14 protein-coding genes are annotated in these 15,313 nt (G+C 71.3%); 6 read left to right on the plus strand and 8 right to left on the minus strand.

Annotated elements, in window-relative coordinates; genetic code table 11:
- The first annotated feature begins 4 nt into the window (after nucleotides 1–4).
- The 5 genes from DEJ49_RS05120 (at nucleotide 5) to DEJ49_RS05140 (ending at nucleotide 6,007) form a co-directional block, all read left to right on the plus strand.
- Nucleotides 5–1,216 (plus strand): MFS transporter, encoded by a 1,212-nt coding sequence (locus DEJ49_RS05120; RefSeq protein ID WP_150182777.1) that lies wholly within the window; start codon nucleotides 5–7, stop codon nucleotides 1,214–1,216.
- Between the two features lie 142 nt (nucleotides 1,217–1,358).
- Entirely contained in the window at nucleotides 1,359–2,759 is a 1,401-nt protein-coding gene (locus tag DEJ49_RS05125; protein ID WP_150182779.1) for a uracil-xanthine permease family protein, read from the plus strand.
- A gap of 200 nt (nucleotides 2,760–2,959) precedes the next feature.
- Nucleotides 2,960–4,168 carry a Cmx/CmrA family chloramphenicol efflux MFS transporter gene (locus DEJ49_RS05130; protein WP_150182781.1) on the plus strand — a complete coding sequence of 403 codons (1,209 nt, stop codon included), beginning with the start codon at nucleotides 2,960–2,962 and terminating at the stop codon, nucleotides 4,166–4,168.
- Nucleotides 4,169–4,299: 131 nt separating this feature from the next.
- Nucleotides 4,300–5,013 carry a DUF5995 family protein gene (locus tag DEJ49_RS05135; protein WP_150182783.1) on the plus strand — a complete coding sequence of 238 codons (714 nt, stop codon included), beginning with the start codon at nucleotides 4,300–4,302 and terminating at the stop codon, nucleotides 5,011–5,013.
- A gap of 61 nt (nucleotides 5,014–5,074) precedes the next feature.
- The gene (locus DEJ49_RS05140) at nucleotides 5,075–6,007 is read left to right on the plus strand and encodes an LLM class F420-dependent oxidoreductase (RefSeq protein ID WP_150182785.1); all 933 of its coding nucleotides are present in this window, start codon (nucleotides 5,075–5,077) and stop codon (nucleotides 6,005–6,007) included.
- 10 nt (nucleotides 6,008–6,017) lie between these two features.
- On the opposite strand, the gene DEJ49_RS05145 is transcribed toward DEJ49_RS05140, so the two are convergent.
- On the minus strand, nucleotides 6,018–7,712 hold the full coding sequence (locus tag DEJ49_RS05145) for a flavin monoamine oxidase family protein (protein ID WP_150182787.1): 1,695 nt from the start codon (nucleotides 7,710–7,712) through the stop codon (nucleotides 6,018–6,020).
- 59 nt (nucleotides 7,713–7,771) lie between these two features.
- Nucleotides 7,772–8,560 (minus strand): carbon-nitrogen hydrolase family protein, encoded by a 789-nt coding sequence (locus tag DEJ49_RS05150; RefSeq protein WP_150188058.1) that lies wholly within the window; start codon nucleotides 8,558–8,560, stop codon nucleotides 7,772–7,774.
- A gap of 333 nt (nucleotides 8,561–8,893) precedes the next feature.
- On the opposite strand from DEJ49_RS05150, the gene DEJ49_RS05155 reads away from it, so the two are divergent.
- Nucleotides 8,894–9,532: a Repetin gene (locus tag DEJ49_RS05155; protein ID WP_150182788.1), complete on the plus strand. Its 639-nt coding sequence runs from the start codon at nucleotides 8,894–8,896 to the stop codon at nucleotides 9,530–9,532.
- Here the strand turns inward: DEJ49_RS05155 and DEJ49_RS05160 are convergent.
- The 6 genes from DEJ49_RS05160 to DEJ49_RS05185 all read right to left on the minus strand — a co-directional run bounded on the left by DEJ49_RS05160 (nucleotide 9,529) and on the right by DEJ49_RS05185 (nucleotide 15,310).
- The gene (locus tag DEJ49_RS05160; protein WP_055564807.1) at nucleotides 9,529–9,984 is read right to left on the minus strand and encodes an Lrp/AsnC family transcriptional regulator; all 456 of its coding nucleotides are present in this window, start codon (nucleotides 9,982–9,984) and stop codon (nucleotides 9,529–9,531) included. The two genes, DEJ49_RS05155 and DEJ49_RS05160, sit on opposite strands and share 4 nt — an antisense overlap.
- Before the next feature lie 10 nt (nucleotides 9,985–9,994).
- Nucleotides 9,995–11,464: an amino acid permease gene (locus DEJ49_RS05165; RefSeq protein WP_150182789.1), complete on the minus strand. Its 1,470-nt coding sequence runs from the start codon at nucleotides 11,462–11,464 to the stop codon at nucleotides 9,995–9,997.
- 303 nt (nucleotides 11,465–11,767) lie between these two features.
- Complete coding sequence (locus DEJ49_RS05170) at nucleotides 11,768–13,210, minus strand: GuaB1 family IMP dehydrogenase-related protein (protein WP_150182791.1); 1,443 nt, start codon at nucleotides 13,208–13,210, stop codon at nucleotides 11,768–11,770.
- A gap of 173 nt (nucleotides 13,211–13,383) precedes the next feature.
- The gene (locus DEJ49_RS05175; RefSeq protein ID WP_150182793.1) at nucleotides 13,384–13,791 is read right to left on the minus strand and encodes a barstar family protein; all 408 of its coding nucleotides are present in this window, start codon (nucleotides 13,789–13,791) and stop codon (nucleotides 13,384–13,386) included.
- Nucleotides 13,788–14,183: a ribonuclease domain-containing protein gene (locus DEJ49_RS05180; RefSeq protein ID WP_150182795.1), complete on the minus strand. Its 396-nt coding sequence runs from the start codon at nucleotides 14,181–14,183 to the stop codon at nucleotides 13,788–13,790. Before DEJ49_RS05180 ends, DEJ49_RS05175 begins: the two co-directional genes overlap by 4 nt.
- A 74-nt stretch (nucleotides 14,184–14,257) precedes the next feature.
- Nucleotides 14,258–15,310 carry a sugar-binding transcriptional regulator gene (locus DEJ49_RS05185; RefSeq protein ID WP_055564812.1) on the minus strand — a complete coding sequence of 351 codons (1,053 nt, stop codon included), beginning with the start codon at nucleotides 15,308–15,310 and terminating at the stop codon, nucleotides 14,258–14,260.
- Between the last annotated feature and the right edge of the window lie 3 nt (nucleotides 15,311–15,313).

Here is a 15,313-nt window from a genome sequence, read left to right on the forward strand (position 1 = left end):
CGGGATGAGTGAAGTGGTCTACGACAAACAGCGGTTGAAGCGGGCGCGGCTCGCCGTCGCGGCCGTCTTCTGCGTGCACGGCGCGGTCGCCGGGTCCTTCGCGACCCGGGTGCCCTGGATCCAGGACCACGCGGACGTCAGCGCGGGCATGCTCGGCCTGGCACTCGCCTTCCCCGCGATCGGCGCGTCCGTCGCCATGCCGCTCGCGAGCCGCATCAGCCACCGCTTCGGGGCCCGCAACGCCCTGCGCGGGCTCCTCGTGATGTGGACGCTCGCGCTGATCCTGCCGGCGCTCGCGCCGAACCTGCTCACGCTCTGCCTGGCACTCTTCGTCTACGGCGCGACCTCCGGCATGTCCGACGTGACGATGAACGCGATCGGCGTCGAGACCGAGGCCCGCATGCGGAAGTCGATCATGTCGGGCCTGCACGGCATGTGGAGCGTCGGCGCCCTGATCGGCTCCGCGGCGGGCACGGTCGCCGCCCACCTCGGCTCGGACGCCCGCCTCCACCACGTGCTGGCCTCCGCCACCCTGACCGTGCTCGGCCTCCTCGCCTGCCAGGGCGTCCTAGACCTGCAACCGGAACCCGAGGAGGAGGCCCCGCCCCGGTTCTCGCTGCCGCCCAAGTCGGCGCTGCTCATCGGCGCCGTCGGCTTCTGCGCGGTCTTCGCGGAGGGCGCGAGCCTCGACTGGTCGGCGGTCTACCTGCGGGACGTCCTGGACACGTCGGCCGCTGTCGCCGCCGCCTCCACCACGGGCTTCACGCTCACCATGGCCGTCGCACGGCTCGCGGGCGACAAGGTGGTCGACCGGTTCGGGGCGGTGCGCACGGTGCGGGCCGGTGGCGTCCTCGCGGCGGCCGGCGGCCTCCTCGTGGTCCTCGCCACGCATCCCGTGATGGCCATGGGCGGGTTCGCGCTGCTGGGCCTCGGCATCGCGGTCGTGGTGCCGCTCGCCTTCGCCGCGGCCGGGCACAGCGGCCCCAACCCCAGCCAGGCCATCGCGGGCGTCGCCACCATCACGTACACCTCCAGCCTGATCGCCCCCTCCGCGATCGGCGCGCTCGCCGAGGCCACGAGCCTCGTGGCCTCCTTCGGCCTGGTCACCCTGCTCGCCTGCGGCCTCACGGTCTTCGCGGGCGTCCTGCGCACGGGTGGCCGCAAGGCGGCGCAGGGGGCGCCCGCGGACACGGCGGCTCACGGACCGAGGTCCTGACCCTCGGGGGCACACGTCCCGATCCCGCCCGGAACACCCCGCGTAGGCGAGGACCGGCACTTACGTCGCATTAACATGGCGTCGATCATTTCCGGCCATCCGGCCGGGCCCGGTTCGGCGGACAGAAAGCGACTGACTCACCATGGATCTCGGCGTGCGCTGGAAGCTGCACGGCGACGGGCGCACCCCCGCGCCCGGAGCCGTCGTCCGTCCCGACGAGCGGCTCTCCTGGCCGCGCACCTTCGGGCTCGGCGCGCAGCACGTGGTCGCGATGTTCGGCGCGTCGTTCGTGGCCCCCGTGCTCATGGGCCTCGACCCGAACCTCGCGATCATGATGTCGGGTGTCGCCACCGTCATCTTCCTGCTCGCCACGCGCGGCCGGGTGCCCAGCTATCTGGGCTGTTCGCTCTCCTTCGTCGGCGTCGCCGCGGTCATCCGCGCGCAGGGCGGCTCCAGCGCGACGGTGACCGGTGCGGTCCTCGTCGTCGGCGCCGCGCTGTTCCTGGTGGGCCTGGCCGTGCAGAAGTTCGGCGCGCGGATCATCCACGCCGCGATGCCGCCGATCGTGACCGGCGCGGTCGTCATGCTGATCGGCTTCAACCTGGCGCCGGTGACGGCGTCGACGTACTGGCCGCAGGACCAGTGGACGGCGCTCCTGGTGATGCTGTTCACCGGCCTCGCCGTGGTGTGCCTGCGCGGCTTCTGGTCGCGCATCGCGATCTTCCTGGGCCTGATCTTCGGGTACGGCATCTCGTGGGTCTTCGACCAGGTCTTCGGCAAGATCCACTCGGCGGACGCCTCGGGCAAAGTCGTCGACCACTGGCGCCTCGACCTGTCCGCCGTGGGCGACGCCGACTGGATCGGCCTGCCCTCCTTCCACGCGCCGAGCTTCGAGTGGTCCGCGATCCTCGTGGCGCTGCCCGTCGTCATCGCGCTGATCGCCGAGAACGCGGGCCATGTGAAGGCCGTCGGCGAGATGACCGGCGACAACCTCGACGACAAGCTCGGCACGGCGATCTCCGCCGACGGCGCCGCGTCCGTGCTCTCCACCGCGGTCGGCGGCCCGCCCAACACCACGTACTCCGAGAACATCGGCGTGATGGCGGCGACCCGCGTCTACTCCACGGCCGCGTACTGGGCGGCGGCCTGCTTCGCCCTGCTCTTCGGCCTCTGCCCCAAGTTCGGCGCGGTCGTGGCCGCGATCCCCGGCGGCGTGCTCGGCGGCATCACCGTCATCCTGTACGGCATGATCGGCCTGCTCGGCGCCCAGATCTGGATCAACGCCAAGGTCGACCTGCGCAATCCGCTGAACCTCGTGCCGGCCGCCGCGGGCATCATCATCGGCGTCGGCGGCGTCTCCCTGAAGTTCACCGACAACTTCCAGCTGAGCGGGATCGCGCTCGGCACGATCGTCGTCATCACGGGCTACCACGTGCTGCGCGCCTTCGCGCCCGCCCACCTCAAGTCCCAGGAGCCGCTCCTGGATTCGGGCACGTCGACGTACGACGAAGAGGGCCGCGAGGACCGCGAGCGCCGCGGCTGAAACCGTTGGACGTGGTGCGTCACACCTGATTAGGGTGCGCACCATGTCCACTCCCGAGTCCGACAGACTCACGCCACCGGTCGTCCGGTGGCTTCCCGCGCCACAGCGCTGACGTGCCGGCCCCCGGGCCGCCGCCGCCACCGGATCACCGCCCCGTGCCCTGATCCTTTCGATCCACATCGTGGTTGCGGAGTCCTGCTGTGCCCTTTGCCCTGTATCTCCTCGGGCTCGCCGTTTTCGCGCAAGGAACCTCGGAGTTCATGCTGTCGGGGCTGATCCCCGACATCGCGCGCGACCTGTCCGTCTCCGTTCCGGCCGCGGGCCATCTGACCTCGGCGTTCGCCGTGGGAATGATCGTCGGTGCGCCGCTCATGGCCCTCCTGAGCCGCCGCTTCTCCCGCCGCGGCGCGCTCCTGGTCTTCCTCGTCACCTTCCTGCTCGTCCATGTCGTCGGCGCGCTGACGACGAGCTTCGCCGTGCTGCTCGTGACCCGCGTCGTGGGCGCCCTCGCCAACGCCGGGTTCCTCGCCGTCGCGCTGGTCACCGCCACGGGCATGGTCGGTCCCGACGCCAAGGGGCGCGCCACGTCGGCGCTGCTCGGCGGCGTGACCGTTGCCTGTGTGGCGGGCGTGCCCGCGGGCGCGCTGCTCGGCGAGGCGTGGGGCTGGCGCTCGGCGTTCTGGGCGGTGGCCCTGCTCTCGCTGCCCGCCGTGCTCGCCATCGCGCGGGCGGTACCGGCGGGGGCACCCGAGACCGGGAAAACCAGTGTGCTCGGGGAGCTGCGCGCGCTGCGCGGCCCGCGACTCCTGGTGACACTGCTGCTCGGCGCGCTGGTCAACGGCGCGACGTTCTGCACGTTCACCTACCTCTCCCCCGTCGTCACCCACGTCACCGGTCTCGGCTCGGGCTGGGTGCCCGCGATGCTCGCGCTGTTCGGCGTCGGCTCCTTCGTGGGCGTCACGGTGGCCGGACGCGTCGCAGACGTAAGCCCTCTGCCCGTCCTCATCTTCGGCTCGCTCGCGCTGCTCGCCGGATGGGTCCTGTTCGCCGTGACGGCGGCGCACCCGGTGGCGGTGGTCGTGCTGGTCCTCGTCCAGGGCGCACTGTCGTTCGGGGTCGGCTCCACGCTGATCGCGCGGGCACTGTACGCGGCGGCCGACGCGCCCCACCTGGCGGGCGGGTTCGCGACGGCCGCGTTCAACGTGGGCGCGGCCCTCGGCCCATGGCTCGGCGGCCTCGCGATCTCCGCGGATCTCGGCTACCGCTCACCGCTCTGGCTCAGCGCGACGCTGGTGGCGACGGCGCTGCTCGTCGGAGGCACGGCGGCCGGGCTCGACGGACGGCGCCCGCCCCGGGCCCCGGCCGGGGGTGCGGCGGCGGAACCGAACGGGTCCCTGGGCCGCTCGTAGGCGTACGTGGGGGTGGGCGTGGTTGGGTGTGTCCACTCCCCGCCCGGCCCGCGCGCCGTCCGTTCCCTCGTTTCGGGGAAGCGTCCGGTGCGCTGGCGTCCGGGGCGGGCCGGGGCTGGGACCCTGCCCCCATGGCGCAGGTGGAGCGTTTCGCAGAGTTCAGGGCCCCGGCCCGCGGGGCCGACGACGTCGACGGCGTGCTGGCGCGGATGCGGGCGCTCGGCGCCGACTGGCCGCCGCGCGACGGGGTCGCCGTCTTCAACCGTGTCTACCTCACGGTGACCGAGGAGGTCGCCCGGCACCTCGGCGGGGGCGCGTTCCCCGACGTACACGCGGCGTCGACCCTGGCCGTCCGCTTCGCCGGGCGGTACCTCGCGGCCGTCGACGCGGCGGCCGATGGTCGCCGCCCGCCCGCCTGCTGGCGCCCCCTGTTCCAGTACCGGCGCCACCCCGGCGTCCACCCCCTGCAGTTCGCACTCGCGGGCATCAACGCACACATCGGGCACGACCTCGCGCTCGCCGTCGTGGACAGCTGCCGTGCGCTCGGGTGCGAACCGGCCGATCTGGAGGACGAGTTCGACCGCGTGGGCGACTCACTCGTCTCCCTGGAGGAGCGCATCCGCGAGGAGCTGATGCCCGGCCCCGACCTCCTCCAGGTCGCCGACCCGCTGACGCACCTCGCCGGTTCCTGGAGCCTGGAGCGGGCCAGGGACGGCGCCTGGGCGTCGGGGCGGGCCCTGTGGGCGCTGCGGGAACTTCCGTGCGTGGCGGAGGAGTTCGGGGAACGGCTCGACGGGGCGGTGGGTCTGGTGGGCCGAATCCTGCTCACGCCGCTGCCGGACTGACGGCGGTCGTTGTACGTTGAAACGACCGTTCTCGACGTACCCGACGCAAAGGAGCACCGGTATGGCGACCCCTCTCGGACTCGGCCTTCCGCAGGGCAGTCAGTACGCGATCGGACGCGACGTCCCCGCGGTGGCACGGGCCGCCGAGGACATGGGATACGAAAGCCTGTGGGTCTACGAGCGCATCCTCTACCCGGAGCCCGCCACGGAGGGCCTGTACGGGATCCCGGGCCGCCCCTGGCCCGACACGTACCGCTCGGTCGCCGACCCCCTGGTCACCCTGACGCTGGCCGCCGCGGCCACGCAACGGGCGCGCCTCGGCACCAGCGTGCTGGTCGCCCCGCTCCACATCCCCTTCCAACTGGCCCGCTCACTGGCCTCGTTGGATGCGGCGAGCGGCGGCCGGGTCGTCGCGGGCTTCGGCACGGGCTGGTCCCGCGACGAGTACGCGGCCGCTTCCGTCGCACCCTACGAGCGGCGCGGCAGGGTCCTGGACGAGCTCCTGGACGTCTGCCACGCGGTGTGGGGCCCCGACCCGGTGGCGTACGAGGGCGAGCTGACCACCATCACGTCGTCCGTCGTGCGCCCCAAGCCCGCCCGGCCGATCCCGATCCTGCTGCCCGCCAACAGCCCCCGCGCCCTGCGCAGGCTGGTGGACCGCGCGGACGGCTGGATGCCGGTCGCCGCGGGCGCCGAAGCGCTCGCCGAACAGGCCCAGTCCCTGAAGGAACTGGCCGCCGAGCGCGGACGAACCCGCCCGGTCCGGACCGTCCTGCGGGCCAACACCCGCTACACCCCCAAGCCGTACGAGGGCGCCCGCCGCGCCCCCTTCCAGGGCAACGTCGCCCAGATCGTCGAAGACCTGGAAGCACACGCTGCCACAGGCGCGGTGGACGAGATCCTCATCGAACTGGCGGGCAGCACAAGGGACGCGGAGGAGCTGAAGGACGTGGCGGCGGAAATGTACGGGGCGGCGCGGGCGGCGGGGGTATAGGCCCAGGCTGCTAGTCCTCCGGCAGCTCGACGGGAGCAATCTCCTCGTACACATCCCCCGGCCCGGGATTCGTCGCGTCCGTCGCCCCGCCGAAGTGATGCATGACGCCCCACACCGCGTTCAGAGCGGTCTGCACCGCCCCCTCGGCCCACCCCGCCGTCCACGAGATGTCGTCGCCCGCGAGGAAGATCCCCCGCTTGTCCTCGGGCAGCGACTCCTGCATGAAGTGCGTGAACAGCCGCCGCTGGTAGCGGTAGTGACCCGGCAGGTTCGCCTTGAACGCGCCCATGAAGTAGGGCTCGTTCTCCCAGGACACGGTCACCGGGTTGCCGATGATGTGCTTCCGGATGTCGACCTTCGGGTAGATCTCGCCCAGCGACTTGAGCATGACCTCCATGCGCTCGTTCGCCGACAGCGGCAGCCACTTCAGGCTGTCGTCGCACCAGGTGTAGGAGAGGCAGATGACGGCGGGCTTGTCGGGCCCGTCGTCGAGCAGGTAGGTGCCACGCGTCATCCGGTCGGTGAGCGTCATCGACATGACGTCACGGCCGGTCTCCTCGTCCTTGTCGAGCCAGAACGGCCGGTCCACCGGAACAAACAGCTTCGAGGACTCCATGTAGTGGGTCCGCTCCATCGCCGTCCAGTGGTCGATGGGGAAGAGCGAGTCGTCGCACTCGATCTTCGAGAGCAGCAGCCACGACTGGGCGGTGAAGATCGCGGCCCGGTAGGTGCGGATGTCGCCGGACGCGTCGGTGACCGTCACACGGTTCCCGGCGGTGCGGTTGAGACGAGTCACGGCGGGCTTCGGCGCGCCGCCCTCGTGCAGCGAGGACAGGGACGTACCCGGCTCCCAGTGCACGATCTTCTGCGGCTCGCGATCCCACAGGCGCAGCGGCAGCTGCTGGCTGCCGCCGACGATGCCGCGGTGGTGGTCGTCGGCCTCGGTGTAGACGACGCGCAGGATCTCCAGGATGGAGTTCGGGAAGTCGGTGTCCCAGCCGCCCGTGCCGAAGCCGACCTGGCCGAAGATCTCGCGGTGCCGGAAGGACTTGAACGCCTCGGATTCGCAGAGGAAGCCGTAGAACGTCTGGTTGTCGAGCTTCTCGACGAGCTTCGACCAGATCTCGCGGATCTTCGGCACGTCGCGCTCGCGCAGGGCGCGGTTCATGTCGGAGAAGTCCGCGCCCTCTTCGAGGCAGTCGTTCCACGCCTTCGCGACGTCGCGGTAGACCTGCGGCAGGTCCTCGACGGTCTCGGCGTAGTGCGACTCGCCCTTGAGGTCCACGACGGTGGAGGGGGTCGACTCGGCGAGCGGGTTGGGGAACGCGCTGGTCTTCAGGCCCACGAGGTCGATGTAGTGCTGCAGCGCCGTCGACGACGGCGGGAAGCGCATCGCACCCATCTCGGCGGTCAGGTCGGCGTCGCAGCCCTCGAAGCCGACGGTGCGCAGCCGGCCGCCGATCTGGTCGGCTTCGTAGACGACGGGCTTGAGGCCCATCTTCATCAGCTCGTACGCGGCGATGATGCCGGAGAGACCGCCGCCGATGACGGCGACCTCGGTGCCGTGCTCGGTCGCGGGTATCTGGCCGAGGCCCGCGGGGTGGGCGAGGAAGTCGTCGTAGGCGTACGGGAAGTCCGGACCGAACATGGTGATCGGCGGCTGGGCGTCGGTGTGCTGGATGGCCGTGGGCACAGTGGACGTCATGGGGTACGGACTCCTTGCGGGGGAACTGGAGCAGAAGGCTGCGGGGCTGCGGGGGGGGCTCAGACGAGGGACGCGTACAGCCCGGGGCGGCGGTCGCGCAGGTACGGGTTGTTCTCGCGGGAGGCCCTCAGGAACTCCGGGTCGACGTCGCCGAGGACGATTTCCTCGCCGCGGCCGGCACGGGCACGCGACACGCCGTCGGGGCCGACCAGCGTGGAGAGCCCGACGAACTCGAACTCGCCCTCGGGTCCGACGCGGTTGACGTACGCGACGTACAGCTGGTTCTCGAAGGCGCGCACCGGTACGAGGGACTCGGCGACGAACTGGAAGGGATGCATCTGCGCGGTCGGCACGACCAGCAGGTCGGTACCCGCGAGGGCGTGCGCGCGGACGTTCTCGGGGAACTCCACGTCGTAGCAGATCATCAGGCCGACGCGGACGCCGCCGAGCTCGGCCTGGACGACGGTCTGTTCGCCGGGGGTGAAGGAGTCGCGCTCGAAGCCGCCGAAGAGGTGGGTCTTGCGGTAGTTCGCGAGGCGGGCCCCGTCCGGGCCGATCAGCTGGACGGAGTTGAAGACGAGGTCGCCCTCGCGCTCCGGGTAGCCGTAGGCGACGCCGACCGCGTGGCGGGCCGCGATCTCGGCGACGGCCTTCGCGGACTCCCCGTCGACGGGCTCGGCGAGCCGGGCGATGTCGTCGCCGATCGCGTACCCCGTGAGGTACAGCTCGGGCGCGATGAGCAGCCCGGCGCCCGCCGCGGCGGCGCGTCCGGCGGCCTCGTCGAGCGCCGCGAGGTTCGCGTCGACGGATCCGGGCCGCCCGGAGCTCTGGAGCAGGGCGGTGCGCAGCGCAGGCATGGCGGAACCTCGGGGCGTACGAAGGGGAAGGCGGGGTCGATAAGACGGTACGGTCGGCGGCTGTGCCCGGACAAGGCGCGACCGTTGCGGGCAGCTGCGTGATCCGTTGCGCGTGACCGGGCGTGCGCGGCGATTCGTTGCGTGCCCGCGTGGGCCCCGGGTATCAGGGGTGTCCTCCTGAAGGCGCAGGGTGCGGGTGAGGTTCCCCGCCGCGCGGCGGAAGAGGAGTGCGGCCCGTGGCCGGACGTGCCGGGCCCCCCATCCGCGAGAACGTGATCACGCCCGGACGGACCGGGTGCACGCACTCGAAGACGGAGGCCTTCCATGGGCCGCACGACCACCAGCCGCACAGCGACCACCCGCACCACCACCCCGCACCCCCGCGCCGTCGCCGTGGCGGCCGCGTTGCTGCTGACCGCGGGGGCGACGGGCGCGGCCGTCGCGTCGGCCGACGGAGGAACGCACGCGGTGACGGCGGCGAAGAAGGCACAGCAGCGCGAGGCCGCCGCCCTCACCGGCTCGGCGAAGATGTACCGCAAGACGACCGAGGACGTGACGTTCACGTTCGACGCGCATCTGGCGGCCAGGCACATCAAGGACCCGTCGAAGGCGACCGGCACCTTCCACTTCGTCCACCTCGACAGGCCGGGCGGCGAGGGAGGCTGGGCGAAGGGCCGTATCGACTGCCTGATGACGGGCGGCAAGGTGGCCACGGCGACCGGCATCATCACCGAGAGCAGCTTCAAGGAGATGAAGGGCAAGCGGGTCGGCTTCACCGTCGACGACCGGGGCCGCAACGACCGCGTCGGATACAGCTGGGCGGCCTACGGAGCCACGCAGGGCCAGCCCGACACCCTCGCCAAGTGCGCGAGCTCGGCCCCGTACGAGAAGGTCAGGAAGGGCACGGGCGACTTCGACGTCGTCCCGTGGAAGGTCCCGTACCCGGAGCCGCAGGGCTCCTAAGCGGGAGAGCCCGACGAGAAGCGGCGCATCAGGGGCGAGAGCACCAGCACGGACTTCGTCCGCTCCACGAACGGCTCCCCCGCGATCCGCTCCAGGACCCGTTCGAAGTGCCGCATGTCCGCGGCGAAGACCTGGACGATCGCGTCCGCGTCACCGGTGACGGTGGACGCGGACGCGATCTCCGGGTAGCGCTCCAGGCCTCGCTGGATCGCTTCCGGTGAGGTGTTGCGGCGACAGTAGATCTCGATGAACCCCTCGGTCTCCCAGCCGAGGGCCGCCGGGTCCACGCGGACCGTGAAGCCGGTGATGGCTCCGGTGGCCCGCAGCCGGTCCACGCGCCGCTTCACGGCGGGCGCGGAGAGTCCGACCAGCTGGCCGATGTCGGCGTAGGAGCGGCGGGCGTCCTCGGCGAGGGCGTGCACGATGCGTTCGTCGAGATCGTTCAGTCGCACGGGGGGTGGATCACTTCTCTGCTGTGGCCAATCGGGAGCGGCTCATGCCGTACAGGAAGTAGAACACGAGGCCGACGGCCATCCAGACACCGAAGACCTTCCAGGTCGCGGAGTCGAGGCTGAACATGTTGTACGCGCAGAAGCCGAAGCCGAGCACGGGGAAGAGCCAGCCGAGCGGCACCCGGAAGGTGCGCGGCATGTCGGGGCGGGTCCTGCGCAGCACGATGACGGCGATGTTGACCAGACCGAAGGCGAACAGGGTGCCGATGCTGGTGGCGTCGACGAGCTTGCCGAGCGGGATGACGGAGGCGAGGGCTCCGCAGAACAGCGACACGATGACGGTGTTCACGCGGGGCGTGCCCGTCTTCTTGCTGACCCTGCCGAACGCCTTGGGGACCAGGCCGTCGCGGGACATGGCGAACAGGACGCGGGTCTGGCCGTAGAGGACGGTGAGGACGACGGAGGCGATGGAGATGACCGCGCCGGCGGCGAGGATCGTGCCCCACATGTGCTGGCCGCTGACGTCGTTCATGATCGCGGCGAGCGTGGCCTCGGAGCCCTCGAAGTCCTTCCAGTTCCAGGCGCCGACGGCGACGGCGGCGACCAGGACGTAGAGGGCGGTGACGATGACCAGCGACAGCATGATCGCGCGGGGCAGGTCGCGCTGCGGGTTCTTCGCCTCCTCACCGGCGGTGGAGGCGGCGTCGAAGCCGATGTAGGAGAAGAAGAGGCTCGCGGCGGCGGCGCTGACGCCGGCCGTACCGAGCGGCATGAAGTCCGCGTAGTTGCCGGACTTGAAGCCCATGAAGCCGATGGTGCAGAAGAGCACGAGCGCGGCGATCTTCACGACGACCATGATCGTGTTGGCGGTCGCCGACTCCTTGGCGCCGCCGAGCAGGAACACCATGGCGAGCAGGACGACGATCAGGCCGGGCAGGTTGATGATCGCGCCGTCGACCTCGCCGGGCGCCGCGGAGAGCGCGTCGGGGATGGTGACGCCGATGGTCCCGTCGAGCAGCTCGTTGAGGTACTCGCCCCAGCCGACCGCGACCGCGGCGACCGAGACGCCGTACTCCAGGACCAGGCACCAGCCGCAGACCCAGGCGACGAGTTCACCCATCGTTGCGTACGCGTACGAGTACGAGGAACCGGCCACCGGGATGGACCCGGCCAGCTCCGCGTACGAGAGCGCGGAGAAGAGCGCGGTGAGTCCGGCGATCACGAAGGAGATGGTGACGGCCGGGCCGGCCTTGGGGACGCTCTCGCCGAGGACGACGAAGATGCCGGTGCCGAGCGTGGCACCGATGCTGATCATGGTCAGCTGCCACATGCCGAGCGAGCGGCGCAGCGATCCTCCGTCGCCCTGGCCACCCTCCTCGACCAGGCGTTCCACCGGCTTGCGGCGCATGAGACGGCTGCCGAGGCCAGGGCTGCCCGGGGGGCTTGGGCGGTTCTGCGGGGGTGCGCCTTGGTCGAGCACGCGCTGGCTCCTTCATCGCTGCCGGTCAGAGCGGCGAGGACCCGCGGCACCCGCGCTTGGCGACGGGAACCACCGAGCAGGCAGTCCCCGCCACACCACGTTCAGCGCCTGACTCTAGAGTCCATGGCTTCCCGACCGTAATGCAGCAACCTTGCGTACCGCCGAATGATCATTGCGCACTTCCGTCATATGCGTCTCTTCGTTGCGCGGTCCGTTTCGTCCGTTGCGTTCCGGGTCCCGCTCCGCGTACGACGAAGGCCCCCGCGGATGCTCCGCGGGGGCCTTCGTGCAGGTCGGGAAGGGTCAGCTCCAGCTGGCGTGCAGCGGCTTGCCCTCCGCGTAGCCAGCGGCGCTCTGGATGCCGACGGTGGCCTTCTCGGCGAACTCCTCGAGGGAGGCCGCGCCCGCGTACGTGCAGGACGAGCGGACGCCCGCGATGATCGAGTCGATCAGGTCCTCGACGCCGGGCCTCGCCGGGTCGAGGAACATCCGGGAGGTCGAGATGCCCTCCTCGAAGAGCGCCTTGCGGGCGCGGTCGTACGCGGACTCCTCGGAGGTGCGGTTGCGCACGGCGCGCGCGGAGGCCATGCCGAACGACTCCTTGTACGCGCGGCCCTGGGCGTCGTGCTGGAGGTCGCCCGGGGACTCGTAGGTGCCCGCGAACCAGGAGCCGACCATGACGTTCGAGGCGCCCGCGGCGAGCGCCATGGCGACGTCGCGGGGGTGGCGGACTCCGCCGTCGGCCCAGACGTGCTTGCCGAACTTCTTGGCCTCGGCGGCGCATTCGAGCACCGCGGAGAACTGCGGGCGGCCCACGCCGGTCATCATGCGGGTGGTGCACATGGCGCCGGGCCCGACACCCACCTTGATGATGTCGGCGCCGGCCTCGATGAGGTCGCGGACGCCCTCGGCGGCGACGATGTTGCCCGCCACGATCGGGACCTGCGGGTCGAGGGCGCGCACGGCCTTCACCGCGGCGATCATCGACTCCTGGTGACCGTGCGCGGTGTCGACGACGAGCGTGTCGACGCCCGCGTCGAGGAGCTGCTTGGCCTTGCCCGCCACATCGCCGTTGATGCCGACGGCGGCGGCGATGCGCAGACCGCCGTTGGCGTCGACGGCGGGGGTGTAGAGCGTCGCGCGCAGCGCGCCCGTACGGGTGAGGATGCCGGCGAGGCGGCCGTCCTTGTCCACCGCGGGTGCGTAACGCCGGTTGGCGGCGTCGAGCTTGTTGAAGGCGTCGCGCGGGTCGATGTCGGCGTCCAGGAGCAGCAGGTCCCTGGACATGACCTCGGAGAGCTGCGTGAAGCGGTCCACGCCCGTGAGGTCGGCGTCCGTGACGACACCGAGAGGCTTCTGGTCGGCGTCGACGACGACGCCCGCGTCGTGCGCGCGCTTGGGGAGCAGGGCGAGCGCGTCCGCGACGGTCTGCGTGGGGGCCAGGACGATGGGGGTGTCCAGGACGTGGTGGCGCGTCTTGACCCAGGAGACGACCTCGGTGACGACCTCGATCGGGATGTCCTGGGGGATGACGACGAGGCCGCCGCGGCGGGCGACGGTCTCGGCCATGCGCCGGCCGGCGATCGCGGTCATGTTGGCGACGACCAGCGGGATCGTGGTGCCGGTGCCGTCGGGCGACGAGAGGTCCACGCCCTGGCGGGATCCGACGGCGGAGCGCCTCGGGACCATGAAGACGTCGTCGTACGTCAGGTCGTACGCAGGCTGGATGTCATTGAGGAAGCGCACGTGCTGCTCATCCCAGTCGATCAGAGGTGGCCCCCGGACAGTTAGCCGGGGGAAAAGCACGTACTTCATTGTCCCATGCCGCCGGGGTTGTGCCGCCTGGGACGATCACCCAGGGGGCCGGGTGGGCCGCTGGTCCGATCGTCCAAGAGCCACCCCGAAGTGGAACAGCGGGTTCAGCGAGCGCCACGCTCCGTGACAGCGGGACCAGCGTCAGGACCGAGGTCAAGAACGATCTCAAGACCCGCCTCCGCCACACCCCGCCAGTGCTCGACGGCCGCCGAGAACACCTCCTGGGCGATCCGCCACTCCCCCGGCGCCGCGTCGGCGTACTCCTGCCATCCGGACACGACGAGCAGCCTCCCGCGCGCAGGGGACTCCCACGACAGATCGGTGAGGCAGTCGGCGAGCGCGTCCCAGTTGCGCCCGAACCAGTCGGGCAGGCCGAGCGCGCGGGCGCAGCGCTCCATGAAGGCGGCCTTGTCCGTGACTCCCGAGAGGGAGAGCGCCGTGGTGGCCCAGCCCGCGCCGCGCACGGCCTCCAGCACGGGCGCGAACGGGTCCCCGCCTACGTCGTGGCTCATTGCCTCAGCACCGCCTTGAAGGACGCGTAGTGGTCGTCGGTGTAGTAGACCTCGTCGTGGCTGCCGGTGACGATCCGCCGGGCCCCGCGGTTCCGTTCGCCGGGCGTACGGACGGTGTACTCGTGGTAGTAGCCACGCCTCTGCTTCGGCAGCTCACGCTCGTAGTTCCCGAAGACGGCACCGTCCTTCGGGTACGGGAAGGGCCCCCCGTCGTCGATGAGACGCAACGTCTTCCGCGCCTCGGCCGGCAGCCGCTCGGCCTGAACGGTGGCCATGCCACGGGCCCAGCCGGGGGCGTCCCGGCCGCCGCCCCCGGACGAGCACCCGGCGACGAAAACCGCGAGACAGACGAGCAGAGCTCCCACGACGCGGGGAACAAACCGGTACACCATGCGTCCGACCTTGCCACGGCGCCCTTAAAGGGGCGCGGGGAACTGCGCGAACAACCCCCACGACCCGCAGACGCTCAGCTCCCGTCCGGGTCCGCCCGGTTCAGCGCGGGCCGAGGCGCAGCCCCGGCGACAAGCAACTGATCAGCCGCAGCCGTATCCGTCACAAGGCTGGTGACAAGCCCGGACCGCAGCACCGCGTCAATCGCGGCAGCCTTCCGCTGCCCGCCCGCAATGGCGACGACTTCAGGAATCCGTCGGAGCCGATCCGCTTCGACAGTGATGCACCGCTCCCCCAGGTCCCGCCCGACCCGACGCCCCTCGGCGTCGAACAAGTGGGCCGACATCTCCGCCGCCACTCCCAGCGAAGCGTAATGCGCCCGCTCCTCGTCGCTGAGCATGTCGTGGACGGTGGAGATCCCCGGCTCCCAGGAGCCGATGGACACGCAGGCGACCGTGACCTTGTCGAAGTACTCGAAGGCGCGGGCGATCCCGGTCTGGTTGCGCAGCGCCGCCGCGGTCGCGGGGTCGGGCAGCAGCATCGGCGCGTAGATGGGGTGCGCCTCGCCGCCGGACACCTGGGCGGCGCGGCGGACGGCCTCGACGGAGCCGCGCTCCGCGGTCCCGGCGTCGTACACCCCCGTCAGCTGCACGACCGTGCACGGCGGCAGCTGGTCGAGCGCGGCCGCCATGTGGATCGTGGAGCGGCCCCAGGCGAGGCCGAGCACGTCGCCCTCGGTGACCAGCTCGCCGAGGAGGTCCGCCGCCACCTCCCCGAGGTTCTCCGGGTCGGGCGACTCGTCGATCTCGTCGGCGGGCGCCGGCGACTCGACGACGACGGCGTGCCGCAGGCCGTAGCGGGCGCGCAGCGCGTCGGAGCGCTCCGCGTCCAGCTCGGCGGGCACCCGGATCTCGATGCGCACGAGATCACGCTCCAGGGCGGTCTCCAGGACCCGGGCCACCTTGAAGCGGCTGACGCCGAACTCCTCGGCGATCTGGATCTTGGACTTGCCCTCGAGGTAGAAGCGGCGGGCCATGGCCGCCGCCTGCACCAGCTCCGCGGGTCCCATCCGCATGGCTGACCGACCCGCCGACATGGCCGACACGGCGCTCTCCTCACTGCTGTTCACAAA

The organism is Streptomyces venezuelae, from assembly GCF_008642335.1.
Classification (GTDB): domain Bacteria; phylum Actinomycetota; class Actinomycetes; order Streptomycetales; family Streptomycetaceae; genus Streptomyces; species Streptomyces venezuelae_F.

Excerpts from the sequence above, each read along its gene's own strand:
- DEJ49_RS05120 (WP_150182777.1), top strand. The coding sequence starts at position 5 with ATGAGTGAAGTGGTCTACGACAAACAGCGGTTGAAGCGGGCGCGGCTC.
- DEJ49_RS05125 (WP_150182779.1), top strand. The coding sequence starts at position 1,359 with ATGGATCTCGGCGTGCGCTGGAAGCTGCACGGCGACGGGCGCACCCCC.
- DEJ49_RS05135 (WP_150182783.1), top strand. The coding sequence starts at position 4,300 with ATGGCGCAGGTGGAGCGTTTCGCAGAGTTCAGGGCCCCGGCCCGCGGG.
- DEJ49_RS05140 (WP_150182785.1), top strand. The coding sequence starts at position 5,075 with ATGGCGACCCCTCTCGGACTCGGCCTTCCGCAGGGCAGTCAGTACGCG.
- DEJ49_RS05145 (WP_150182787.1), bottom strand. The coding sequence starts at position 7,712 with ATGACGTCCACTGTGCCCACGGCCATCCAGCACACCGACGCCCAGCCG.
- DEJ49_RS05155 (WP_150182788.1), top strand. The coding sequence starts at position 8,894 with ATGGGCCGCACGACCACCAGCCGCACAGCGACCACCCGCACCACCACC.
- DEJ49_RS05175 (WP_150182793.1), bottom strand. The coding sequence starts at position 13,791 with ATGAGCCACGACGTAGGCGGGGACCCGTTCGCGCCCGTGCTGGAGGCC.
- DEJ49_RS05180 (WP_150182795.1), bottom strand. The coding sequence starts at position 14,183 with ATGGTGTACCGGTTTGTTCCCCGCGTCGTGGGAGCTCTGCTCGTCTGT.